Source organism: Streptomyces sp. G7(2002) (assembly GCF_028870195.1).
Classification (GTDB): Bacteria; Actinomycetota; Actinomycetes; order Streptomycetales; family Streptomycetaceae; genus Streptomyces; species Streptomyces nigrescens.
Window position 1 is genome coordinate 6,214,459 of the sequence record NZ_CP102609.1, and the last position, 23,326, is coordinate 6,237,784.

Below are 23,326 nucleotides of genomic sequence, written 5' to 3' on the forward strand. Positions count from 1 at the left end.
TATCACGTACTTGTGACCTACCTGATTGGGCTGTCGAGACAGCCGAGAAGTAAAGTTGCCCACTTGAGGCGACGGGGCGACCGCCATTGGCACGGAGGGGCTGGACCACACATGCTGCGATCTTCCGGGATGCGCATCCCGTATCCGCCTGCACTGCGCAATCTGGTCTATCGGCTGTACGCGCGCAGGGTGGAGGGTCGCCTGGATCACACCCAGGTGCCCAAGCACATCGGCGTCATCCTGGACGGTAACCGGCGCTGGGCGCGGGCCGACGGGCGGACGACCGAGCAGGGCCACCAGGCCGGTGCGGCCAAGATCAGTGAGCTGCTCGGCTGGTGCGAGGAGACCGATGTCGAGGTGGTCACGCTGTGGCTGCTGTCGACGGACAACCTCGACCGGCCCGAGGCAGAGCTGAAGCCGCTGCTGGGCATCATCGAGAACACCGTCCGGGACCTGGCCGCCGACGGCCGCTGGCGGGTCCACCACGTGGGCAACCGCGATCTGCTGCCCACCGCCACCCAGCGGGTGCTCAAGGAGTCGGAGCAGGCCACCGTCGACAACACCGGCGTGCTGGTGAATGTCGCGATCGGCTACGGCGGCCGGCAGGAGATCGCCGACGCGGTGCGCTCCCTGCTGCTGGAACACGCCGAGCGCGGCACCTCCTTCGAGGAGCTCGCCGAGGTCGTCGACATCGACCTGATCTCCGAGCACCTCTACACCCGCGGCCAGCCCGACCCGGACCTGGTGATCCGTACGAGCGGGGAGCAGCGGCTGTCGGGCTTCATGCTGTGGCAGAGCGCCCATTCGGAGTACTACTTCTGCGAAGTCTTCTGGCCGGCGTTCCGGAAGGTCGACTTCCTGCGCGCCCTGCGCGACTACGCCGCCCGGCACCGGCGCTACGGCTTCTGAACGGCGTCCTGCCGAGCCGCTCCCGTTCCGCCAGGCGCGTTACATCCCAAACGCCCCATACGTCCCGGACATCCTTTGCTGTCACGGTGCGTCACCAGGCCCCGCCGGCCCCATGAACCGTCGGCGGGGCCTCTTCTGACGCTCCGTCCCCTCGGGTCTCACCCGAATGCCGCCGCCGCTGGACGATCACACGTCACCCAAGGTTCATCGGCCGTGCGTCATATGCCGTGGCATGGCAACGAGGGTTCGAGGGAATATCCCTTCCAGGTCGGCGTCAGGAACAAGCCATCAGGCGCCGCATCTCAGCGGACGGCATGGGGCCGTCCGCCCGGGAGGCCCTTTGCACATCACGGAGGTCCGTGCACACCGCACGGTCGACGCGGAGGGCCGGCGCTCGGCCCGCGCATTGTGGTCCGAGCCCGGTCCGGTCACTAGATGGCCGGGGGTCCCGGGGACGCCGCCCAGCAGCAGCTGGGAGAGCGGCGGTCCCGGGAGAACACCGCCCCGCGACGCCGTCGCACCCCAACCTCATCCGAGGGGGTTCGTCCACCCGTGGTGAACATCAAGCAGCGCCGTGAGAACGACCGGCGCACTTATGTCCTCGACACCAGTGTCCTGCTGGCAGACCCAGGCGCCATGGCCCGCTTCGACGAGCACGAAGTCGTGCTTCCGGTCGTCGTGGTCACCGAGCTGGAGGCCAAGAGGCACCACCCCGAGCTCGGCTACTTCGCACGGCAGGCGCTGCGCCTGCTGGACGAGTACCGGGTGCAGTTCGGGCGGCTGGACTCGCCCATCCCCATCGGGGATCTCGGCGGGACGCTCCGGGTCGAGCTGAACCACTCCGACCCCGGAATCCTGCCCGCGGGCTTCCGGCTCGGCGACAACGACTCACGGATCCTCGCGGTGGCGCGCAATCTGCAGGCCGAGGGGTACGACGTCACGGTCGTCTCCAAGGACCTGCCACTGCGCATCAAGGCCTCCTCGGTCGGGCTGCTGGCCGAGGAGTACCGCGCCGAGCTGGCGATCACCGACTCCGGCTGGACGGGGATGGCCGAGCTGACCATCTCCGCCGACCAGGTCGACGACCTGTTCGCCGCCGAGACCGCCCATGTGCCGGAAGTGTCCGAACTTCCGGTGCATACCGGACTTGTGCTGCAGTCCGAGCGCGGCAAGGCGCTCGGCCGGGTCACCTCGGACGGGGCGGTCCGGCTGGTGCGGGGCGACCGGGAGGTCTTCGGGATCCACGGCCGCAGCGCCGAGCAGCGGATCGCGCTGGATCTGCTGCTCGACCCGGACGTCGGCATCGTCTCCATGGGCGGGCGGGCCGGTACGGGCAAGTCGGCGCTGGCGCTGTGCGCGGGCCTGGAGGCCGTGTTGGAGCGCCGGCAGCACCGCAAGGTGATGGTGTTCCGCCCGCTGTACGCCGTCGGCGGGCAGGAGCTGGGCTATCTGCCGGGCAGCGAGGCGGAGAAGATGAGCCCCTGGGCGCAGGCCGTCTTCGACACGCTGTCCGCGGTGACCACCAAGGACGTCATCGAAGAGGTGGTGGGGCGCGGCATGTTGGAGGTGCTGCCGCTGACCCATATCCGGGGGCGGTCGCTGCATGATGCGTTCGTCATCGTGGACGAGGCCCAGTCACTGGAACGGAACGTCCTTTTGACGGTTCTGTCCCGTATCGGCGCCAACTCGCGCGTGGTGCTGACCCATGATGTCGCGCAGCGCGACAACCTCCGGGTCGGGCGGTACGACGGTGTGGTCGCGGTGGTGGAGAAGCTGAAGGGGCATCCGCTGTTCGCCCACGTCACGCTGAACCGCTCGGAGCGCTCGCCGATCGCGGCGCTGGTGACCGAAATGCTGGAGGAAGGCCGGATCTGACCGGTCATGAAGACGACGCCGCCCGGCGAAGCCAAGGAGCTTAGCCGGGCGGCGTTGTGCTGCGAGTGGATATCCGAAAATCGTTTGCCGTAAACGGGGTGTGAGCTTTCACACCCAGCGGGGAATTGATTCCCGGCGTGCCGGTCGGGCAGAGTCTGGGTCCTGTCAGGCCCCGCATACGGCAGCATCAACACCCCCAGCGGTGTGGAACGAACTCGAACTTCATAGCGAACAGCCGTATGCCGCCCGAGCACCACGCGGACCCCGAGGGGGACGTACCGGGCCAGTGCCTCCCGTGACCAGCCGGACCCACCCGTTCAACCGGGCCCGGAACAAGGGGAGACCAGCGCCAGGGGCACGATTGCGTCCGCGAGGTCACCTATGCGGACGATGCTGGAAGGAAAACGTGTGAGCCGGATCTCGGTCCGGGGATTCGCCGTGGCATCCGCCACCGCGGTCACCACCGTCGGCGCCGTGGTCGGCGTCGCTGCAGGCAACGAGCCCGCCTCGGTCGGCAACACCGAGGCCACCGCTGCCGACGCGACGATCGCCGACATCCCCGCGGGCGCACAGGCCCAGGTGCAGACGGCTTCCCTGACGCAGCAGGCGGACGACCAGTCCACCCAGGCGGACACGGCAGCCCTCAAGTCCGCGCAGGAGTCGGCCCGCAAGGCAGCTGCTGAGACCGCGCAGAGCAAGAAGGACGCGGCGGACGAGGCGAAGGCGAAGAAGGAAGCCGACGCGCGCAAGGAGAAGACGCTGGCCGCGTCCCGCTCCGCCACGCGCGACGCGGGCGACTTCGCCGTCAAGGGCTCGTACACGGTCGCCGAGACGCAGGCCATGGCCCGCCAGATGATGGCGAGCGACCAGTTCCAGTGCTTCAGCAACATCGTGGACCACGAGTCCACCTGGAACTACAAGGCCACCAACGCCAGCTCGGGCGCCTACGGGCTCGTCCAGGCGCTGCCCGGCTCCAAGATGGCCTCGGCCGGTGCCGACTGGCAGACGAACCCGGCCACCCAGATCAAGTGGGGCCTGAACTACATGAACGACCGTTACGGCAGCCCGTGTGGTGCCTGGTCGTTCTGGCAGGCCAACAGCTGGTACTAGGCCGTAAGCCGCACCACAGCACTTCCGAAACCCCCGAACGCGCCCGCGTCGGGGGTTTCGCGCGTGCTGCACAGGTAACGTCGTGCCGTCAGGTTGTGGCGCGTGGGAGGGGAAGAGGAAGGACATGTCCAGATTGCCTCAGTGGGTCGGTGGCCTCGGCGCCGGTCTGACGCGGCTCTCGCAGCGGCTGGAGGATCAGCGCCGCCGTGCGGAGGCTTCGGCGGCGGCAGGCGACCCGGATGAGCTGAGGCGTGCCGGGCACGCGGACGCCCCCGCGGTCGAAAGCCCGGCGGTCGACGGTCCGGAGGGCGACGGCTCGGCGGGCGACCGCCCGGTGGGCACGCTCACCGTCCCCCGTACCCAGCTGCCCAAGGCGGTGGACGGGGTGCCGGGGCCCGGGACCGAGCAGGTGCCGCCGGCCACCGCGGCCGGCCCGCCGGAGTCGGTGCCCGCACCGCCCTCCTACGCCCCGGCCGTCGCGGCCCGCCCGGAGCCGGTGGACGCGGTGCCGTGGGGCGTACGGGTCGCCGCGGAGGCGAGCTGGCGGCTGCTGGTGCTGGCCGCCACCCTGTGGGTGCTGGCGCGCGTCATCACCACCATCGAACTGGTCGTGCTGGCCTTCATCGCGGCGACGCTGATCACCGCGCTGCTGCAGCCCTCCGTGGGGTGGCTGCGTGCGCGCGGGCTGCCGCGCGGGCCGGCCACCGCGCTGACCTTCATCAGCGGGTTCGTGATCATGGGCCTGGTCGGCTGGTTCGTGGTGTGGCAGGTCCAGGACAACATCGACTCGGTCTCCAGCCGTATCCAGGAGGGCATCACCGAGCTCAAGGGCTGGCTGCTGAAGAGCCCGTTCCATGTGACCGAGAGTCAGATCAACCACATCGCGAAGAATCTGCAGGACGCGGTCGGCGCCAACACCGAGGCGATCACCTCGGCCGGCCTGGAGGGCGTCACCGTCATCCTGGAGGTGTTCACCGGCATCCTGCTCGCGATGTTCACCACGCTCTTCCTGCTCTACGACGGCCGGCGGATCTGGAACTGGCTGCTCAAGCTGGTCCCGAGCGCGGCCCGCGAGGGCGTGGCCGGGGCCGGGCCGCGGGCCTGGCGCACCCTGACCGCCTACGTTCGCGGCACGGTCGTCGTCGCCCTGATCGACGCCATCTTCATCGGCATCGGGCTCTACTTCCTCAATGTGCCGCTGGCCGTCCCGCTCGCCGTCTTCATCTTCCTGTTCGCCTTCATCCCGCTGGTCGGCGCAGTGGTCTCGGGCGCGCTGGCCTGTGTCATCGCGCTGGTCGCCAACGGGGTGTTCACCGCCCTGATGGTGCTGGCGGTCGTGCTGGCCGTCCAGCAGATCGAGGGCCATGTCCTGCAGCCGTTCATCCTGGGCCGGGCGGTCCGGGTCCATCCGCTCGCGGTGATCCTCTCGGTCGCCGCGGGCGGGCTGATCGCGGGCATCGGCGGCGCGGTCGTGGCGGTCCCCCTGGTGGCGGTCACCAACACGGTGGTCGGCTACCTCCGTTCCTACTCCAGGGAACAGGCGCTGCGGATGTCGGTGGCCCCGCGCGGCGCCACCGCGCTCGGAGTGGCCCCGACGCCGCCCCCGGAGCCGCGCCCGTCCCAGGGGCACCAGGAGTAGCCCCACCTCGCACCGGACGCACAGAACCCCCGCAGACGCCAGGTCTGCGGGGGCTCTGTCTGCGGGTGTCCGCGCGTACCGGGAATTACTCGGCGAGCGCGGCCTCGGCGTCCAGGGTGGCGCCGACGGCCTGCAGGACGGACGCGATCTTGACGGCCTCCTGGATCGTCTCGCGGTCCACACCGGCCTTGCGGAGCACCTGCTCGTGCGAGTCCAGGCACATACCGCAGCCGTTGATGGCCGAGACGGCCAGCGACCACAGCTCGAAGTCGACCTTGTCCACGCCCGGGTTGCCGATGACGTTCATCCGCAGACCGGCGCGCAGGTTGCCGTACTCCGGGTCCGACAGCAGGTGCCGGGTCCGGTAGAAGACGTTGTTCATCGCCATGATGGCCGCGGCCGACTTGGCGGCGGAGTACGCCTCGGCGGAGAGGTTGGCCTTGGCCTCCGGCTCCAGCTCGCGCAGCACCTTCGGCGAGCGCGAGGCGATCGCGCAGGCCAGAACGGTGCCCCACAGCTGCTGCTGCGGCAGGTCACTGTTGCCGATGACCGAGCCGAGGTTCAGCTTGAGGTCCTTGGCGTAGTCCGGGACCGCGGACTTCAGTTCGTCGAGAGCCATGTCAGATCTGCCTCCAGTTCGCTAGCTGCGGTTCACTCGCCCGAGAGCAGCGCGACCGGGTCGAGGGTCTCGTCGCCCTTGCTCCAGTTGCAGGGGCACAGCTCGTCGGTCTGCAGCGCGTCGAGGACCCGGAGGACCTCCTTGGGGTTACGGCCGACGGAGCCGGCGGTCACCATGGTGAACTGGATCTCGTTGTTCTGGTCGACGATGAAGACGGCGCGCTGCGCGAAGCCGTCCTCGCCCTCGATGCCCAGGTCGCGCATGAGCTCGTGCTTCGAGTCGGCGAGCATCGGGAAGGGCAGGTCGGTCAGGTCCGGGTGGTCCTTGCGCCAGGCGTGGTGCACGAACTCGGAGTCGCCGGAGAAGCCGAGGACCTGGGCGTCACGGTCGGCGAACTCGTCGTTCAGCTTGCCGAAGGCGGCGATCTCGGTCGGGCACACGAAGGTGAAGTCCTTGGGCCACGCAAAGACGATCTTCCACTTGCCCTCGTAGGTCTTGTGGTTGATCTGCTCGAACTCCTGGCCCTTTTCCAGCGAAACGCAGGCGGTCAGGTCGAACTCGGGGAACTTGTCACCGACAGTGAGCACGTACTCTCCTTGTTGCGCAGAAAGTCCCTTTTGAGGACTTTCCTTGAGGCTTGGACGGGTTACACAGTGGCACAGCAGCCATTGATCAGGGAAATAGCTAGACTGGTTGATGTTGATCGGAGGTGGTTATCAGTGGCGTCACCGGCAAGCCTGGGAGGCCGTCCCCGCCAGCCCAGCCTGGCGCAGCTGCGGGCGTTCGCGGCGGTGGCCGAGCATCTGCATTTCCGCGAGGCGGCGGCCGAGATCGGTATGAGCCAGCCCGCGCTGTCCGGGGCGGTCTCCACGCTGGAGGAGACCCTCGGAGTGCAGCTGCTGGAGCGTACGACGCGCAAGGTGCTGCTGTCGCCCGCGGGGGAGCGGGTGGCCGCCCGGGCCCGTGCGGTCCTGGAGGCCGTCGGGGATCTGATGGAGGAGGCGGAGGCGGCCCGCGCACCCTTCACGGGCGTACTGCGGCTCGGCGTCATCCCGACCGTCGCCCCGTATCTGCTGCCGGCCGTGCTGCGGCTGGTCCATGACACCTACCCCGACCTGGACCTCCAGGTGCACGAGGAGCAGACCGCGTCCCTCCTGGACGGTCTGGCCCACGGCCGACTCGACCTGCTGCTGCTCGCCGTCCCCCTCGGCGTCCCCCAGGTCGCCGAACTCCCGCTCTTCGACGAGGACTTCGTCCTGGTCGCGCCCAAGGAGCACTGGCTCGGCGGCCGCGGCGACATCCCGCGCCAGGCCCTCCAGGAACTGGATCTGCTGCTGCTCGACGAGGGCCACTGCCTACGGGACCAGGCCCTGGACATCTGCCGGGAGGCCGGCCGCGACGAGAACACCCCGGTGACGACCAGTGCGGCGGGCCTTTCCACCCTGGTGCAGCTGGTGGCCGGCGGCCTCGGTGTCACCCTCCTGCCCCGCACCGCGCTCCGGGTCGAGACCGGCCGCAACGACCAGCTCACGACCGGCTACTTCGCGGATCCGGCCCCCTCGCGCAGAATCGCCCTGGCCATGCGGACGGGCGCCGCCCGCCAACAGGAGTTCGAGGAGTTCGCGGAGGCGCTGCGGGGGGCGTTGCGGGGGCTGCCGGTGCGGATCGTGAAGGGGTGAGGGTCAGGGGCGCTGCGGAGTGCGACGCCTGGCATCGTCCAGGGTCTGGGCCACGTCCAGCGTGACTCCGGCGCCGATGGACTCCGGGAGGGTGACCTTCTCCCCGGCTACATGGATGCGGTGTACGGCGTAGCCGTCTTCCATGGGCTCGGTGAGGACGTGGAGGCGTTCGTGCTTGCGGTCGACGATCACATACACCGGAACCCTCGCGGAGCCGTAAGCGGTGACCTTCGTACGCAAGTCGTTCGTGTAATTGCCGGAGGTGATCTCAAGGACCATGCGGAATGCCGCTGGGTCACAGCACTCGTACTGGATGATGTGGTCCTCGATGTCGGCGTCCACTACGCAAAGGTCCGGTACGGCGAAGTTCTCCGGGCCGTCCGGGAGCCACAGGCCGAGGCCTTCGAGGACTTCGGTTTCGCCGCCGTCCAGGCCGGCCGCGACGAAGGGGCGCCTGAGGCGGGACAGCCCCTTCGCGTGGGCGGGGTCGGGGGGTGGGGTCACAGTGAGGACGCCTCCGAGGATCTCGACGCGGTGGCCAGGGAGCTGCTTCATGAGCTGGTCGGCCTGTTCGAGGAGCGTCAGGGGCCGGTGTTCACCCGCGTACGGACCCTCGGCAGCTGCTGCGGACATTGCACGCCTCCCGTTGCCTGGTGCCGAGGTCATCATCGTAGGCCGGGCGCCCGCGCACGTCTCGTCCGAGAGCGTTCACCCGTTCGTGGGGTCACTCTGCACGATGCGCCGCCGGGCGCCCGCTCCATGAGGCCGTGGAGCGCCCGCAGGGCTCAGGCTGCCGCCGCCCGCGTATACGTCAGAAAGGCCGCCCCGCTCTGGAGGACGGTGTGCTCGGTCAGCTCCCAGGTGCGGGGATCGAAGGCGGTGTCCCGGGAGAAGAGCGGGATGCCGCTGCCGACGGTGAGCGGGCTCAGCTTGACGATCAGCTGGTCGATCTCCGGGTAGAGCACACCGGCGAGTTCGCTGCCGCCCAGCAGCCAGATGTCCTTGCCGTCCGCGTCCTTCAGTTCGCGCACCTTGGCCACCGGGTCGGTGGCCACCAGCTCCACCGCCGGGTCAGGGCTCTCGGTCATGGTCCGGGAGAAGACCAGATGCCGCAGGTGGGGATAGGCGTCGGTGAGGCCGGCCCGGAGGCCGATCTCGTAGGTGCGGCGGCCCTCCAGGACGGTGTCGAAGTGGGTGCCCTCGTCGGTGATGCCGAGTGCGGACCGGGCCTGGACGGGCAGGATTTCCGGGAGTTCGGCGGCCAGGTGCTTGATGTAGTCGTCGGCGATCGGCCAGAAGCCGTCCGGGCCGGTGGGGTCCGCGCCGTCAGGGCCCGCGATGAAGCCGTCGAGAGTGGAAGCGATGCAGTAGACGAGTCGGCGCATGAAGGGCCCCCCTTGGGCAGTTGGTGTGCACTGCTGCGCCGGAATGATCTCGCAGATTCACTCCGTACGCAGGCCATCCGGCCGCATCAGGCGCCACAACAGCGGCAGCGAGAGCGCGGTGACCCCCAGGATGACGGCCGCCGCGGTGCCGCTGAGGGTGAGGATGCCCGACCAGTCGAGCCGGAGCGGGCGGTCGACCATGTGGAGGAGCAGTGCGCCGAGGGACACCCCGCAGCCGACCGCCAGGGCCAGGCCGAGGGCCACCGGGACGGCGGTCTGCCACAGGACCGAGCGGCCCAGTACGGCGCGCGGTGTGCCGAGGGCCTCCAGGGCGGACAACATCCGGGCGCGCTCACGGAGTTGCTCCAGGGCGGTGATCAGCAGGCCGCAGCCGATCAGCAGCAGTACGGCGGCGGCGCCGGCGGTCAGACCGTGGCGGAAGACCGTGATGGCGTCCTCGGTGCCGTCGCCGGAGGTGAACACGGCGGTGCCCACGGCGATCCGGGCGGCCGCGTTGCGGACGTGTTCGATCGCGTCGGGGGCGTGCGGGTCGAGCCGCAGCAGGACGGTGAGGCCGGGGTGGCGCAGCAGCGTCGCGTCCAGCGCGCCGGGGGTGGCGAGCACCCCGATACCCGTGACGTCGGGCGCGAGACCGTAGGACACGGCGGTGGTGTGGCGGGCGCCGCGCGGGACGGACCAGTGCGCGGGCGCCCGGTGGTCGTTGTCGCTGCCGACCGGGTCGAGGGCCAGCCGGGTGCCGGGGGCCGGGAGCGGGACGGAGGCCTCGCGGTCCGTGGAGAGGAAGACATCGCCGTCGGAACAGGTGCCGATGTGGGCGAGCCGGCGCAGGGTGCCGCAGCCGGCGACGGTCACCGGATACGGCTCGGGGTCGTCGCGGTCCTCGGGGGCGGTGTGCGCCATGGCCCGGTGGTGGCGGACGGAGTCCGCATAGACGGAGACCAGGCCGTGCGCCTCGCGGACGCCGGGGGCCGCGCGCAGCCGGGCGGACATCCGCGGGGCGCGGCCGGCGGGCACCGTACCGGAGCGCGCCACGACCTCGGTCCAGGCGGGCCGCCGCATCCGCTCGGCGAGGTCCTGGGAACCGGTCAGCAGCACCTGCACGGCGACCGCGCCGGCCACCGCCACGGTGATCCCGCTGACCGAGCGGCTGGCCGTGGTGCTGCTCAACTGCAGCCGCCGTACGGCAAGATGCCAGGACTGGCCGCCGAAGCCCGCGCGGCCCAGGCGGGCCACCAGCGCGTCCAGCAGCCAGGGCAGCAGCGCCGCCACCCCCAGCAGAAGCAGTGACACCCCGAGGAGCACCTGGGCGTCGGCGGTGTCGCCGGGACCCAGCCCGCCGATCGCCTGCGGCAGCAGCAGCGCCACCCCGGCGGCCGGCAGCAGCACCCGCCAGCACAGCCGGCGGCGCAGCGGCGGTGCCGTACGGGTGACGCCCAGCGGCTCCACGGCGACCCGCCGCAGGGTGAACAGGGTGACGCCGACCGCGCAGAGCGGGACGGCCGACGCGATGGCGCAGACGAGCGCGGCGTCGGGCACCACATCGGAGGGAAAGACGCCGAGGCCGAAGAGCGAGAGGCCGGCGAGCGGGGCCCGGCCGGCCAGGAACAGCGCGGCGCCGGTGAGCAGACCGCACAGCGCACCGGCCAGCGCCTCGCCCGCGGCGATCCGCCGGGTGGTGGCCCGGTCCGCGCCCACCAGCCGGAGCGCGGCGAGCCGCCGGTCGCGGCGTTCCCCGCCGAACCGCACCGCGGTCGCGATGAAGACGGCGACGGGGGTGAGCACCGCGACACAGCACACGAGGATGATCAGCACCACGAGGGGGCTCGCCCGGAACGGTGTGCCGTGGTCGCCGAACGCGGTGATCCGCTCGACCCCGTTGCCGGGCCGCGGCAAGCCGTCGCTGCCCTGGTAGAAGAGGAGTTCGCCGGGGTGGGTGAGGCCCTCGTCGCCGATGGTGTCGGTGATCCGCAGATGCGGGAAGCGGGCCTTGAGCAGTGCGCCTTCGGGCGAGGACAGCAGTTCGGCGAGGGCGGGGGAGACGGCCAGTTCGCCGGGGCCCGGCAGCCGGGACAGGCCCGGCGGGACGGGGGCGTGCGGACCCTCGGCGGCCAGGATCCGGCCGTGCAGCGGCAGTTCGCGGTAGCCGCTGGAGGAGGAGACGGTCAGCAGGGATTGGTCCGAGGGGCCGGTCCCTTCCGCGACGGGCACGACGGAGCGGGCCGACTGCCGGTGTGTGGCGGCGTTCAGCGCGTTCGGGACGGCGGCCGCCAGCAGCAGGACCGCGACGCCGAGGCCGACGCCGAGCGCCGTCAGGGCCGTACGGAGCAGGCCCTCGCGGCCGCCGCTGAAGGCGAACCGGGCGCCCATGGTGAGGTCGGCACACCAGCGGCGGGCGGTCCGGCCCCGGGTGCGGTCCGCGCGGGAAGGGCCGGGCATCGCCGCGCTCACTCCGTCCGCAGCCCGTCGGGCCGCATCATCCGCCACAGCGGCGGCAGGCTCAGCGCCGTCACGAACAGGATCACCGCGCCGCCGATACCGGTCATCCCCGCCACCACCGGTTTGTCCACCGTCACCACGCTGTCCAGCATCGTCAGCAGCAGCGTCCCGAGTGCCAGTCCGCAGCCCAGCGCCAGGCCCAGGCCGAGCACGACCGGGATGGCGGTCTGCCACAGCACCGACCAGCCCAGGGTGGTGCGGCGGGTGCCGTAGGCATCGAGGGTGGACAGCACCCGGCGGCGCTCGTGGAGCTGCTCGACGGTGGAGATGATCAGGCCCGTGCCGATCAGCAGCAGGGTGACGACGGCGCCGGCGAAGAGGCCGTTGCGGACGCTGGAGTACTGCGCGTCATGCGGATTGTCGACCGCGGAGAACTCGTTCATCGTCGGGTCGATATGGGCCGCGGTGGTGCGGATGTGCTCCACCGCGTCCGGGGTGCCACGGTCGAAGGTGACCTTGAGCTCCATGGTGGGGGACCGGAACCGGCCGATGTCGACCGCGGACGGCGTGGCCAGCAGATCGTAGGGGACGCGGTCGGGAGCGCGTCCCGGGTGGAGCAGCCGGGCCTCGCGGGCCGCCGTGGGGATCTTCCAGGGCCGCGGCGCAGCCGGATCGCCCTGGAAGTCCGGAGGGTTGAGGTCGACGGCCGCGCCGGGCGTGAGGTCCCGGCCCCGGGCGCCGGTGAGGAACACCTCGCCGTCCCGGCAGGAGCCCACCCGGGCCAGGGTGCGCAGTTCGGCGCAGCTGCCGACGGCGATCGTCGCGTAGCGGCCGGCGGACCGGGAGTTCCCGGCGGCGGGCCGGCGGGCGACGTTCGCGTCGATCGTGCCGCGGACCGCCGCCACTCCGGGGGTGGCACGCAGCGCGGTGAGCGCCCGCTGGACCTGCGGCCAGTCGTGGGCGTTGCCCCACAGCCCGATCCGCGGCGCCTTGCCGGACTCGGCGTAGGCCTGGGCGTAGCCGGTCTGCATACCGGTCATCAGCATATGGATCGCGATGGCGCCGGCCACCGCGACGGTGATGCCGCTGACCGCGCGGGTGGCCGAGCCGCTGCTCAACTGCAGTCGGCGGACGGCGAGTTGCCAGGACACCGGGCCGCCGTGCAGTCGGCCGACCACCGCGTCCACCAGCCAGGGCAGCAGGGCGGTGACACCGAACAGCAGCAGCATCGCCCCGGCCGCGAGCCGGACGGTGTTGAACGGGGTGTCCCGCCACGGGAATTCCCGGGCCAGCGGCACCAGCAGCAGGGCGCCCACGGCGGGCAGCGCCACCCGCCACCACAGCCGGCGGCGGACCGTCGGGCGGTTGCGGACGACGCCCAGCGGCTCGACGGTGACCCCGCGCTGCGCGAACAGCGTCACCCCCACCGCCGCCGCCGGCACGAGCACGGCGATCAGCGCCACGGCGAGCGGCCCCGGCGTCACGTCCGAGGGGAAGACATTGATGTCCCACAGCGTGATCACCGAAGCGAACTGCCGGCCGCCCAGGAACAGTGCCCCGCCCGCCACCAGCCCCAGCAGCGAGCCGAACAGCGCCTCGCCCGAGGCGATCCGGCGGGTCGTGCGGACATCGGCGCCGACCAGCCGGAGCGCGGCCAGCCGTCTCTCCCGGCGCTCGTTGCCGAACCGTACCGAGGTGCCGATGAAGACCATCACCGGCGTCATCAGCGCCACACAGGTCATGATCACCAGGACCACGGCGGGCGCCCGCATCGGCAGCGGGTTCCAGCCCTTGCCGAAGTGGTCGATGCGATAGCCGTCGGGCGCGGCGAGAGTGGCGCTCTGTGCGAGATAGGTGAGCTCTCGCGGGCCGCGCAGACCCTCGTTGCCGATGACACCGGCCACCCGGAAGTCCAGCCGCTCGCGCAGCAGCGCGCCCTCGGGGGAGGCCAGCAGCTCCTTGAGCGCCGGGGAGACCAGCATCCGGCCGGGGCCGGGGAGTTGGCGGACGCCGGGCGGGACCGGCGGACGCGCGCCGTCCGGGCGCACCAGGCGGCCGCGGACCGGCGTACCGTGGAAGAGGGTGTCGGCCGAGGCGTAGCGCAGGGTGTTGTCGGCGGGCAGGGGCTCGTGTGACTGGCCCAGGTTCTCGCGGGCCTTCTCCCGGCCGTGCCAGGAGTCCATCAGCGTGGGCACGGACGCGCCGAGCAGCAGGACGGCCACGCCCAGGGCGACACCGGCGGCCGTCAGCGCCGTACGGATCCAGCCCTCGCGGCCCCCGCCGGCCGCGAACCGCATCCCCATCGCGAGGTCACGGGCCCAGGTCCCGGGGCCGGTGCGCGGGGTGGCGAGCGGGGCCGGGGAGGCCGGCGCGCGGTCGTCACCGTGCCCGCCGCCGGAGCCGGCGGGCGAGCGCAGCGGGCTCATATCAAGCCCGCCAGCATGTCCTTCACTTTGCCGTCGCGGACGACGATCTCCCGGTCGGAGTAGGCGGCGACCCGGGCCTCGTGGGTGACCAGGACCACCGCGGCATTGCTCTCCCGGGCGGCGTTGGTCAGCAGGGTCAGTACGCGTTCGCCGTTGAGCGAGTCCAGGGCGCCGGTGGGCTCGTCCGCGAAGATGACCCGCGGCCGGGTGGCGAGGGCGCGGGCGACCGCGATCCGCTGGCCCTGGCCGCCGGATATCTCACCGGGCCGCCGGTCGTGCACGGCCTCGACCTCCAGCTCCTCCAGCCATGCGCGGGCCTGCCGCTCGGCCTCCTTGCGCTTGGTGCCGTTCAGCCGCAGCGGCAGCGCCACATTCTCCAGCGCGGTCAACTCCGGTACCAGCTGGCCGAATTGGAAGACGAAGCCGAAGTCGGTACGGCGCAGGGCGCTGCGCTGTGCGTCGCTGAGGCGGGTCAGGGTGTGCGGACCGTAGCGGACGGTGCCGGAGTCCGGGCTGATGATCCCGGCCAGGCAGTGCAGCAGGGTCGATTTGCCGGAGCCGGACGGGCCCATGACGGCGACGACCTCACCGGGGTGGATGGAGAACTCCGCGCCGTCCAGCGCCGGTGTCGCCCCGTAGGCCTTGTACAGCCCCTCCGCCGCGAGCAGGGATCCCTCCGGCGTCATGCGCGGACCGCTTCCGCCAGCTTGTCCAGCCGCGCGGCGGTCAGCTCCAGCCAGCGCAGATCGGCTTCGAGATGGAAGAGCGCATGGTCGCAGATCAGCTGGTCGGCGAGGTCACCGGTGCGCTTGCGCTCGGTCAGCCCGCGCATCAGCCGCAGATGCTCGGCGCGCTGGGTGTCCAGCAGTCCGGCGGCGTTACGGTCGGTCAGCAGCGCCAGGACGACCTTGGTGTAGAGCGTCGACTGGAGATACGGCTCGGGCTTCTCCGGACGGGCCAGCCACTGGGCCACATCGGTGATCCCGGCGTCCGTGATCGCATACCGCTTCCGCTCCGGACCGGCACCGGCCTCCACGGCGTCCACCTCGACCAGACCGTTCTTCAACAGCCGGGACATCGTGGAGTAGACCTGCCCGTAGTGCAGCGGACGGTCCTGCCCGAAGTGCTCGTCGAAGGCCCGCTTGAGGTCGTAGCCGTGGCGGGGACCGGACTCCAGGAGGCCCAGCAGCGTATGACCGATTGACATGCCGACCACCTTACTCGTGGGTGTGTCGTCGGTGTATACGTGTGTTGTATAGCGGCCTGACCGGGGGCGGCAGTCGGCCCGGGGGGGCGGGGGTGTTCATTCCGTTCGCAGCCCGTCGGGGCGCATCAGCCGCCACAGCGGCGGGAGGCTCAGCAGGGTGACGAGGAGGACCAGGGCCGCACCGGCTCCCGCCATCGGCCAGATCACCGACCAGTCGGGCGAGGATTCGCCGACCAGGCGGAGCAGGGTGAGCCCCAGCCCGCAGCCGCCCACGACGGCGAGCGCCAGCCCGAGCGCCACCGGAACGGCGGTCTGCCACAGGACCGACCAGCACAGGTCGGCGCGCCGGGTGCCGAACGCCACCAGGGCCGCCAGCAGCCGGCGGCGCTCCCGCAGTTGTTCCAGTGTGGTGACCAGCATGCTCGCCGCGATCAGCGCCAGCGTCACCGTCGAGGCGACCAGCAGCCCGGTGCGCACCGTGGAGAACTGATGGTCCCGCTCGGTGTTCCGCAGCGTGCGGACGTCCGCCCACGGATCGAGGCGGGCCGCGGTGTTGCGGGCGTACTCGGCCGCGTCCGGGACCCGGGGGGCGAGCGTGAGCATCGCCTCGGCCACCGGGGCGGCGAGGTCCGGCACCGGGACCGCCGACGGAGTGGCGAAGATCCCGAAGACCACATCGCCCGCGGGGCCGGAGCGCGAGGGGACGGTCCTGGCCGTCTCCGGGACGGTCCACAGCGGCGGCCGGCCCTTGGCCCGTGGCCCGTCCGGTTCGCTGTGGAGCAGCACTTTCCCGCCCGGCTGCGCGGTCCGTGCGAGAGCGCCGTCGCCGACCGCTCCGCTGCTGTCCCGGACGAGGAAGACATCGCCGTCCTTGCAGGGGCCCAGGCGCGCCAGCTCCCGGAGGCTGCGGCAGTCACCGACGGTCAACGGGGCGGCGGAGTCGAAGGCCCGGCCCCCGGGGCGCGACACCGTGGAGTGCAGGACGGCGGTGGCCCCGCGGACCCCCTCCGTCGCACGGAACTCGTCGAGCACCTTCCGGTGGGTGACGGCACCCCGGGCCGGTAACGCGACGGTGAGCTGGGCCCGCGACGTGTCCTGCCCCGTCACGCTCGTGAAGTCGTCCTGGACGGCGGCCAACAGCATCTGCAGCGCGATGGCGCCGGCCACCGCGACGGTGATGCCACTGACCGCGCGGGCCGCGGCGCCGCTGTTCAACTGGAGCCTGCGGACGGCGAGCTGCCAGGGGACCGGGCCGCCGCGCAGCCTGGCCACCACCGCTTCCACCAGCCACGGCAGTAGCACGGTGATCCCGAGGAGCACCAGCAGCGCACCGCCCGCGAGCAGATAGGGATCGACCCGGGCCTCCGCCGGTGCCGGGCCGGCCCTGCCGGTCAGCAGCAGCATCACCGCGCCGAGGACCGGCAGCGGCAGCCGCCACCACACCCGCCGGCGCCGGGGCGTGTGGTGGCGTACGACGCCCAGCGGTTCGACGGTGACACCGCGGAGCGCGACGAGGGTGACGATGACCGCGCAGAGCGGTACGGCGAGGGCGATCAGCGCGGTGAGCGCGGGGTCCGGGACCAGGTCGGAGGGGAAGGCATTGACGTCCCAGACGGTGATCCGCCCGCTGAACCGGCGGGCGAGCAGGAACAGGCCCGCCCCCAGCACCAGCCCGCACAGCGCCCCGCACAGTGCCTCCCCGGCCGCCATCCGGCGGGTCATCCGGCTGTCCGCGCCCATCAGCCGCAGCGCGGCCATCCGGCGGTCGCGGCGCTCGCCGCCGAAGCGCACGGCGGTGGCGAGGAAGACGGCCACCGGCATCAGCAGCACCACACAGGCCTCGATGACGATGACGGTGAGCCGGGGGCCCATCGGTGACGTGGGGAGCTCGCCACCGAAGTGGCTGATGCGGGGCGTCCGGGCAGAGGCGGTGAGGGTGTCATCGCCCGCGTAGTAGGTCAGTTCGCCGGGTCCGACGAGTCCCGGGGCGGCGATGGTGCCCACCACCGTGCGGCCGAGCCGTTCCCGCAGCAGCGCGCCGTCCGGTGCGGCGAGCAGTTCCTTGAGCGCGGGCGAGACCACCATCTCGCCGGGCCGCGGCAGGGTGCGCACACCGGGCGGGTGGACGGGGGCGGGGCCGTCGGGCCGCAGCAGTACGCCGTGGACTCCGTCGCCGCGGAAGACCGTGTCACGGTCCGTGTACAGCAGGGTCCTGGGGCCGGGCCGGGTCCCCTTCTCGGTGTTCGCGTCGATGAGCCGGGCCTCGCGGCGTGCCTGATGGCTGTCCATGAGGTGCGGGACCGAGGCGGCACCGAGCAGCAGCATCACGCCGAGCCCCACGCCGACCGCGGTCAGGAGCGTACGGGCCCAGCCCTCCCGGCCGGTGCCGACGGCGAAGCGGGCACCCCGTGCGAGGTCACGGGCCCAGGCGGCAGGGATGCTCCTCCTCATGGCGGACCTCCGGGAGTGCGGGCGGGGGGACTGATCCCCGTTGGCCTGTGCACGTACCGGGCCAGGGGCGTGGACGCACTCTACACGAGCTCTATACATAGTGTGTATAGAGCTCGTGTTTCACTCGCCCCCCGGCTCCTTCGGCGGCCGCCCCCGTCGCGGTGGTGCCCCCGCTCCCTTCGGCAGCCGGCCCGCTTCCGACAGGGCCTTGCGGAGCAGGAACTCGATCTGGGCGTTGGCGCTGCGCAGCTCGTCGCCGGCCCAGCGCGCCAGGGCGTCGTGGATCAGCGGGTCCAGCCGCAGCAGCACCTGCTTGCGCTGCTGCGGCCGTCGCGCGGGGGCCGGCTCGTTCCCGGAGCCGGTCTCCCTGGGGGCGTCGGTGCTCACTGGTAGAGCGAGCCCGTGTTCAGGACCGGCTGGGCGGCCCGGTCGCCGCACAGCACCACCATCAGATTGCTCACCATGGCGGCCTTGCGCTCCTCGTCCAGCTCGACGATGCCCTGTTCGCTGATCCGTGCCAGTGCCTGCTCGACCATGCCGACCGCGCCCTCGACGATCTGCTGGCGGGCCGCGACCACCGCGCCGGCCTGCTGGCGCTGCAGCATGGCGGAGGCGATCTCGGGGGCGTAGGCGAGGTGACTGAAGCGGGACTCGATGATCCGTACGCCGGCGGCCTGGACCCGGGCGGTCAGCTCCAGGGCGAGCTTCTCGGTGATCTCCTCGGCGTTGCCGCGCAGGGACAGGGCGTCCTCGTCGTGCGCGTCATAGGGGTACTCGATGGCGATGTGCCGGACGGCCGCCTCGGTCTGGGTGGCGACGAACTCCAGGAAGTCGTCGACCTCGAAGAGCGCCTGGGCGGTGTCCTCGACCTGCCAGACCACGATCGAGGCCAGCTCGATCGGGTTGCCGTAGGCGTCGTTGACCTTCAGTACCGCGGTCTCGTGGTTGCGCACCCGGGTGGAGATCTTGCGGGCGCTGGTGAGCGGGTTGACCCAGCGCAGTCCGTCGGTGCGGATGGTGCCGACGTAACGCCCGAAGAGCTGGATGACGCGGGCCTCGCCGGGCGCGACCATCTTCACGCCGGTCATGCAGAAGAACGAGGTGAGCAGCAGCAGGACGCCGCCGATGAACATCGGGACGGCGGCCGCGTCCTTGCCGGCGGAGCCGAGTATGCCGCCGACGATCAGCAGGCCGACGCTCAGCGCGACGCCGAGCACGGTCAGCAGCAGGGCCAGCCCGCCCCCGATGCTGTGCGCCGGGACCTCGCGGACCTGCGGCCTGGGCATCTCGGGGGCGTCGACGCCGAGGTCGCCGCCGGGGTGGTCGGCCGGCGTCTGGCCTGACGTGTCGGCCGGTGTCTGGTCGGACATAGGGGTCCCCGTTTCTCCAGGTGCGGCAGGTGATGTCCGCCGCAATTGGTGATGTCGCTGGTCTAGCAAAGTGATAGCACTTTATCTGGCGCCGCGTACCGGCGTCCAGTGGTGTGCGAGGGTTCTCCGGCGGCAAGGCCCCAGGTGAGGGGGTGGCGACGCGCAAAACCCACCTCATGGTTCCGTCGCGGCGGGTGCTGTTTGTCACGTCGGGAAAAGCCTTGATCGATGAGTATTTGTTGACAGATGCGGTGTTAGCTTCAACAGCTGAATTAGCTGGGGGCGGAACGACTGGAGTTGCTGAAGCGATGGGCCGAGCGGAAGCGAGACGGGCGCGACAGGGGAGCGCTCGCCGTGCCAAGCAGACAGACAAGAAGTCCGGCATACGCCGCTTCTTCACCTGGAAGAAGCTCCTCGGAGCCTTTCTCGGGGCGTGCCTGCTGGGCATCCTCGGATTCATCGGCCTGTACCTGTACGTGGACATCCCCAAGGGCAACAGCGCTGCCAAGCTGCAGAGCAATGTCTACAAGTACGCCGACGGCAAGGTCATGGCGCGGGTGGGCGACGTCAACCGCGAGACGGTCCCGCTCGACCGCATACCCAAGGACGTCCAGCGCACCTTCGTCGCCGCGGAGAACAAATCCTTCTACGAAGACTCCGGCGTCGACCTGAAGGGCACCCTGCGCGGGGTCCTGAACACCTTGCGGGGTCAGGGCAAGCAGGGTGGCTCGACGATCACCCAGCAGTACGTCAAGAACTACTACCTGAGCCAGGAGCAGACGGTTTCCCGCAAGCTCCAGGAGATCGTCATCTCGCTCAAGGTGGACAACAAGTTCAAGAAGGACGACATCCTCGCCGGCTACATCAACACCAGCTACTACGGCCGCGGCGCCTACGGCATCCAGGCTGCCGCCCAGGCCTACTACCGCAAGGACGTCGAGAAGCTCACCGTCTCGGAGGGCGCCTACCTCGCGTCGCTCCTCCAGGCGCCGAGCCAGTACGACTGGTCCAGCGCGACCAAGGCCGGCAAGAAGCGGGTCAAGGAACGCTGGGCGTACACCCTCGACAACATGGTCGAGATGAAGTGGCTCCCCGCGGCGGACCGGGCCCGGCAGAAGTTCGAGGTGCCCCAGGCCCCCAGGCCGCTGCCCGGCGTGAGCGGCCAGACCAGCTACCTGGTCAAGCAGGCCAAGCAGGAACTCTTCGCCCAGGGCGTCGACGAGTCCGAATTCGAGGCCGGCGGCTGGACCGTCACCCTCGGCATCGACAAGAACAAGCAGAAGGCGCTGGAGAAGTCCGTCAAGCGCAAGCTCACCGACGACCTCGACCCCGAGAAGCGCAAGGTCGACCGGGACGCCCAGCTCGGTGCCACCTCGGTGGACCCCAAGACCGGGCACATCGTGGCGATGTACGGCGGCGACGGCTATCCGAAGCACTGGACGAACAACGCCACGCGCTCCGACTACCAGCCCGCCTCCACCTTCAAGCCGCTGATCCTGGCGTCGGCGATGGAGAACAACGCGGTCACTCAGGACGGCCTCCCGATCACCCCGAACACGATCTACGACGGCCGTAACCGCCGCCCGGTCGTCGGCGGCACCATCCCCTTCGCGCCGCCCAACGAGGACGAGCACCCGTACGGGAAGATCAGCGTCCAGACGGCGACCAACAACTCCGTCAACGCGGTCTTCGCGCAGATGGGCGCGGACGTCGGCCTGGAGAAGATCAAGGAGACCGCGGTCAAGCTGGGCATGGACGGCTCCAAGATCGACGCCAAGCCCGCGATGACCCTGGGCACCATGGGCGCCAGCCCGCTCCAGATGGCCGGGGCCTACGCCACGCTCGACAACCACGGCAAGAAGGTCACCCCGACCCTGGTCAAGAAGGCGATGCACCCCGTCAACGGCGTCCAGACCGCGGTCCCGCTCAAGGACCCGATCGGCGACCAGGTCCTCAGCCGCCGGACCGCCGACACCCTCACCTCGGTCCTGACCGGCGTGGTCAACGACGGCACCGCCTCGGAGTCCGTGCAGAACACGGCGTACGACGCGGCCGGCAAGACCGGTACCTCCGACGACAACAAGTCGGCGTGGTTCGTCGGTTACACGCCCAAGCTGGTCACCGCGGTCGGCATGTTCGGTGAGTCCCCCAAGGGCGGCGCCCAGGTAACCCTGAAGGGCACCGGTGGCGGCGGCCGGGTCAACGGCGGCGGCTACCCGGCCCGGGTGTGGGCCGACTACACGGAGTCGGCGCTGGGCGGCAGCACCGGCGCGGAGTTCGACCTGGAGACCGACCTCGGTGCCGGGGTGCCGCCGACGCCCACCCCGACGCCGAGCAAGACCCCGTCGACGAGCCCGACACCGTCCGAGACGCCGAGCAAGACCCCGTCGCAGACCCCGTCCAGCCCGAGCGGGCGGCCGTCGGACCCCACGAGCGGCAAGCCGTCGGACCCGGCCACCCCGACCGACCCGAGCTCCGGTCCGCCGACCGGCGGCACGGACGACGGGGACACCGGGGGCAAGCCGACCGGCGGGAAGCCCGACGGCGAGAGCCTGACCGACTTCCGCTGACACCGGTCCCGGCACACACGCACCGCGGCCCCCACCATCGAGGCGGGGGCCGCGGTGCGTGTTTACGGCGGGCGGTGCCTCAGCCGCCGTTCACCTTGTGGGCGATCCGGTCGCCCACGTTCTTGTCGATGTTGCGCCAGTACTGGAGCGCGCGGTCCAGCACCGGACGGCTGACGCCGTTGAGGAGATGGCCGGACACATTGCCGACGAGCCGGTCGCGGGCCGCGTCGTCGAGGACCTGGCGGACCATGGTGCCCGGCTGGCCGAAGTCGTCGTCGTCGCGGCGCAGCGTGTACGCCTCGCGGACCATCTCACCGCCGGTCTCCCAGCCCGCGGGCTCCCCGTAGCGCAGGGTGTCCGCCGCCGGGCCGCCGTAGCTGTTCGGGGCGTACGGCCGGGCCGCACGGGACGGCTCGTACCGCATCGGGCCGTCCTTCGCGTACGAGTGGACGGGCACATGCGGCCGGTTGGGCGGCAGCTGGGCGTAGTTCGGGCCGATGCGGTACCGGTGGGTGTCCGCGTACGAGAAGAGCCGGCCCAGCAGCATCTTGTCGGGCGAGGGACCGACACCCGGCACCATGTTGGACGGCTCGAACGCCGCCTGCTCGATGTGGATGAAGTAGTCCTCGGGGTTCTTGTTGAGCGTCATCCGCCCGACCTCGATCAGCGGGTAGTCGCCGTGCGGCCACACCTTGGTCAGATCGAACGGGTTGAACCGGTAGTCCGGGGCGTCCGCGAACGGCATGACCTGCACATACAGCGTCCACGACGGAGCGTTCGCGCCGTCGATGGCCTCGAACAGATCGCGCCGGTGGTAGTCGCCGTCCTCGCCGGCGATCCGGTCGGCGTCCTCCTGGGTGAGGAAGTCGATCCCCTGGTCGGTCTTGAAGTGGTACTTGATCCAGAACCTCTCGCCGCCGGCGTTGACCCACATGTAGGTGTGCGAGCCGTAGCCGTTCATGTGGCGGTAGCTCTTGGGGATGCCGCGGTCGCCCATCAGCCAGGTGACCTGGTGGGCCGACTCCGGCGAGAGCGTCCAGAAGTCCCACTGCATGTCGTTGTCGCGCATCCCGTTGTCCGGGCGGCGCTTCTGGGAGCGGATGAAGTCCTGGAACTTGATCGTGTCCCGGACGAAGAAGACCGGGGTGTTGTTCCCCACCAGGTCGTAGTTGCCGTCCTGGGTGTAGAACTTCAGCGCGAAGCCACGGGGGTCGCGCCAGGTGTCGGGGGAGCCCTGCTCACCCGCGACGGTCGAGAACCGGGCCAGCATCTCGGTGGTCCTGCCCGGCTGGAACAGATCTGCCTTGGTGAACTGACTGACGTCATTGGTGACTTGGAAGAAGCCGTACGCGCCGGCGCCCTTGGCGTGCACCACCCGCTCGGGGACCCGTTCGCGGTTGAACTGGGCCATCTTCTCGATGAGGTAGTGATCCTGGAGCAGGATGGGGCCGTCCGGGCTCACGGTGAGGGAGTGCTCGTCGCTCTCCACCGGAACGCCGGCGTTGTTCGTCGTGCGCGGGACGTTGTGCGCGGTGCTGGTCATGGAGGAGTGCCTCCTGTTTCGACGACTGGGAGCAGGGGTCGGTCAGTCCCGAATTGGGGCAGTCAGTCCCTTGCGCCCACCCAAGC

The 23,326-nt window shown here is 70.9% G+C and carries 18 protein-coding genes; 6 read left to right on the forward strand and 12 right to left on the reverse strand.

Annotated elements, in window-relative coordinates; all coding sequences use genetic code 11:
• The first annotated feature begins 129 nt into the window (after positions 1 to 129).
• From NUT86_RS26525 to NUT86_RS26540, 4 genes are all read left to right on the forward strand, one after another.
• A complete protein-coding gene (locus tag NUT86_RS26525) occupies positions 130 to 909 on the forward strand; it encodes an isoprenyl transferase (protein ID WP_018089318.1) in 780 nt (259 codons plus the stop codon).
• A gap of 552 nt (positions 910 to 1,461) precedes the next feature.
• A complete protein-coding gene (locus NUT86_RS26530; RefSeq protein ID WP_018089319.1) occupies positions 1,462 to 2,784 on the forward strand; it encodes a PhoH family protein in 1,323 nt (440 codons plus the stop codon).
• Positions 2,785 to 3,192: 408 nt separating this feature from the next.
• The gene (locus NUT86_RS26535; RefSeq protein ID WP_018089320.1) at positions 3,193 to 3,894 is read left to right on the forward strand and encodes an aggregation-promoting factor C-terminal-like domain-containing protein; all 702 of its coding nucleotides are present in this window, start codon (positions 3,193 to 3,195) and stop codon (positions 3,892 to 3,894) included.
• A gap of 124 nt (positions 3,895 to 4,018) precedes the next feature.
• A complete protein-coding gene (locus NUT86_RS26540; protein WP_274737920.1) occupies positions 4,019 to 5,533 on the forward strand; it encodes an AI-2E family transporter in 1,515 nt (504 codons plus the stop codon).
• An 85-nt stretch (positions 5,534 to 5,618) separates the two neighbouring features.
• On the opposite strand, the gene NUT86_RS26545 is transcribed toward NUT86_RS26540, so the two are convergent.
• Entirely contained in the window at positions 5,619 to 6,152 is a 534-nt protein-coding gene (locus tag NUT86_RS26545) for an alkyl hydroperoxide reductase (RefSeq protein ID WP_018089322.1), read from the reverse strand.
• 32 nt (positions 6,153 to 6,184) lie between these two features.
• On the reverse strand, positions 6,185 to 6,739 hold the full coding sequence (locus NUT86_RS26550; protein ID WP_018089323.1) for a peroxiredoxin: 555 nt from the start codon (positions 6,737 to 6,739) through the stop codon (positions 6,185 to 6,187).
• Between the two features lie 132 nt (positions 6,740 to 6,871).
• Here NUT86_RS26550 and NUT86_RS26555 point away from each other — a divergent pair, with 132 nt between their 5' ends.
• A complete protein-coding gene (locus NUT86_RS26555; RefSeq protein WP_018089324.1) occupies positions 6,872 to 7,831 on the forward strand; it encodes a hydrogen peroxide-inducible genes activator in 960 nt (319 codons plus the stop codon).
• Between the two features lie 3 nt (positions 7,832 to 7,834).
• Here the strand turns inward: NUT86_RS26555 and NUT86_RS26560 are convergent, their stop codons facing one another.
• The 9 genes from NUT86_RS26560 to NUT86_RS26600 all read right to left on the reverse strand — a co-directional run bounded on the left by NUT86_RS26560 (position 7,835) and on the right by NUT86_RS26600 (position 19,127).
• On the reverse strand, positions 7,835 to 8,464 hold the full coding sequence (locus NUT86_RS26560) for a Uma2 family endonuclease (RefSeq protein WP_159486378.1): 630 nt from the start codon (positions 8,462 to 8,464) through the stop codon (positions 7,835 to 7,837).
• Positions 8,465 to 8,616: 152 nt separating this feature from the next.
• Positions 8,617 to 9,216, reverse strand: coding sequence for a dihydrofolate reductase family protein (locus NUT86_RS26565; RefSeq protein WP_266439228.1), 600 nt, complete (start codon positions 9,214 to 9,216; stop codon positions 8,617 to 8,619).
• 57 nt (positions 9,217 to 9,273) lie between these two features.
• Entirely contained in the window at positions 9,274 to 11,673 is a 2,400-nt protein-coding gene (locus NUT86_RS26570; RefSeq protein WP_274737925.1) for an FtsX-like permease family protein, read from the reverse strand.
• An 8-nt stretch (positions 11,674 to 11,681) separates the two neighbouring features.
• Complete coding sequence (locus NUT86_RS26575) at positions 11,682 to 14,099, reverse strand: FtsX-like permease family protein (protein WP_274737927.1); 2,418 nt, start codon at positions 14,097 to 14,099, stop codon at positions 11,682 to 11,684.
• Positions 14,096 to 14,785, reverse strand: a complete 690-nt coding sequence (locus NUT86_RS26580) for an ABC transporter ATP-binding protein (RefSeq protein WP_018089329.1) — start codon at positions 14,783 to 14,785, stop codon at positions 14,096 to 14,098. Before NUT86_RS26580 ends, NUT86_RS26575 begins: the two co-directional genes overlap by 4 nt.
• Positions 14,782 to 15,306: a PadR family transcriptional regulator gene (locus NUT86_RS26585; protein WP_018089330.1), complete on the reverse strand. Its 525-nt coding sequence runs from the start codon at positions 15,304 to 15,306 to the stop codon at positions 14,782 to 14,784. The genes NUT86_RS26580 and NUT86_RS26585 overlap by 4 nt, the downstream gene beginning before the upstream one ends.
• 96 nt (positions 15,307 to 15,402) lie before the next feature.
• Positions 15,403 to 17,757: an FtsX-like permease family protein gene (locus NUT86_RS26590; protein ID WP_274737929.1), complete on the reverse strand. Its 2,355-nt coding sequence runs from the start codon at positions 17,755 to 17,757 to the stop codon at positions 15,403 to 15,405.
• A gap of 120 nt (positions 17,758 to 17,877) precedes the next feature.
• Positions 17,878 to 18,144 (reverse strand): hypothetical protein, encoded by a 267-nt coding sequence (locus NUT86_RS26595; RefSeq protein WP_018089332.1) that lies wholly within the window; start codon positions 18,142 to 18,144, stop codon positions 17,878 to 17,880.
• The gene (locus NUT86_RS26600) at positions 18,141 to 19,127 is read right to left on the reverse strand and encodes an SPFH domain-containing protein (protein ID WP_159486370.1); all 987 of its coding nucleotides are present in this window, start codon (positions 19,125 to 19,127) and stop codon (positions 18,141 to 18,143) included. The genes NUT86_RS26595 and NUT86_RS26600 overlap by 4 nt, the downstream gene beginning before the upstream one ends.
• Before the next feature lie 308 nt (positions 19,128 to 19,435).
• Between NUT86_RS26600 and NUT86_RS26605 the strand changes: the two genes are divergently transcribed.
• Positions 19,436 to 21,697 carry a transglycosylase domain-containing protein gene (locus NUT86_RS26605; RefSeq protein ID WP_274737932.1) on the forward strand — a complete coding sequence of 754 codons (2,262 nt, stop codon included), beginning with the start codon at positions 19,436 to 19,438 and terminating at the stop codon, positions 21,695 to 21,697.
• A 79-nt stretch (positions 21,698 to 21,776) separates the two neighbouring features.
• Here the strand turns inward: NUT86_RS26605 and NUT86_RS26610 are convergent, their stop codons facing one another.
• Positions 21,777 to 23,240 carry a catalase gene (locus NUT86_RS26610; RefSeq protein ID WP_018089335.1) on the reverse strand — a complete coding sequence of 488 codons (1,464 nt, stop codon included), beginning with the start codon at positions 23,238 to 23,240 and terminating at the stop codon, positions 21,777 to 21,779.
• Positions 23,241 to 23,326 lie beyond the last annotated feature (86 nt).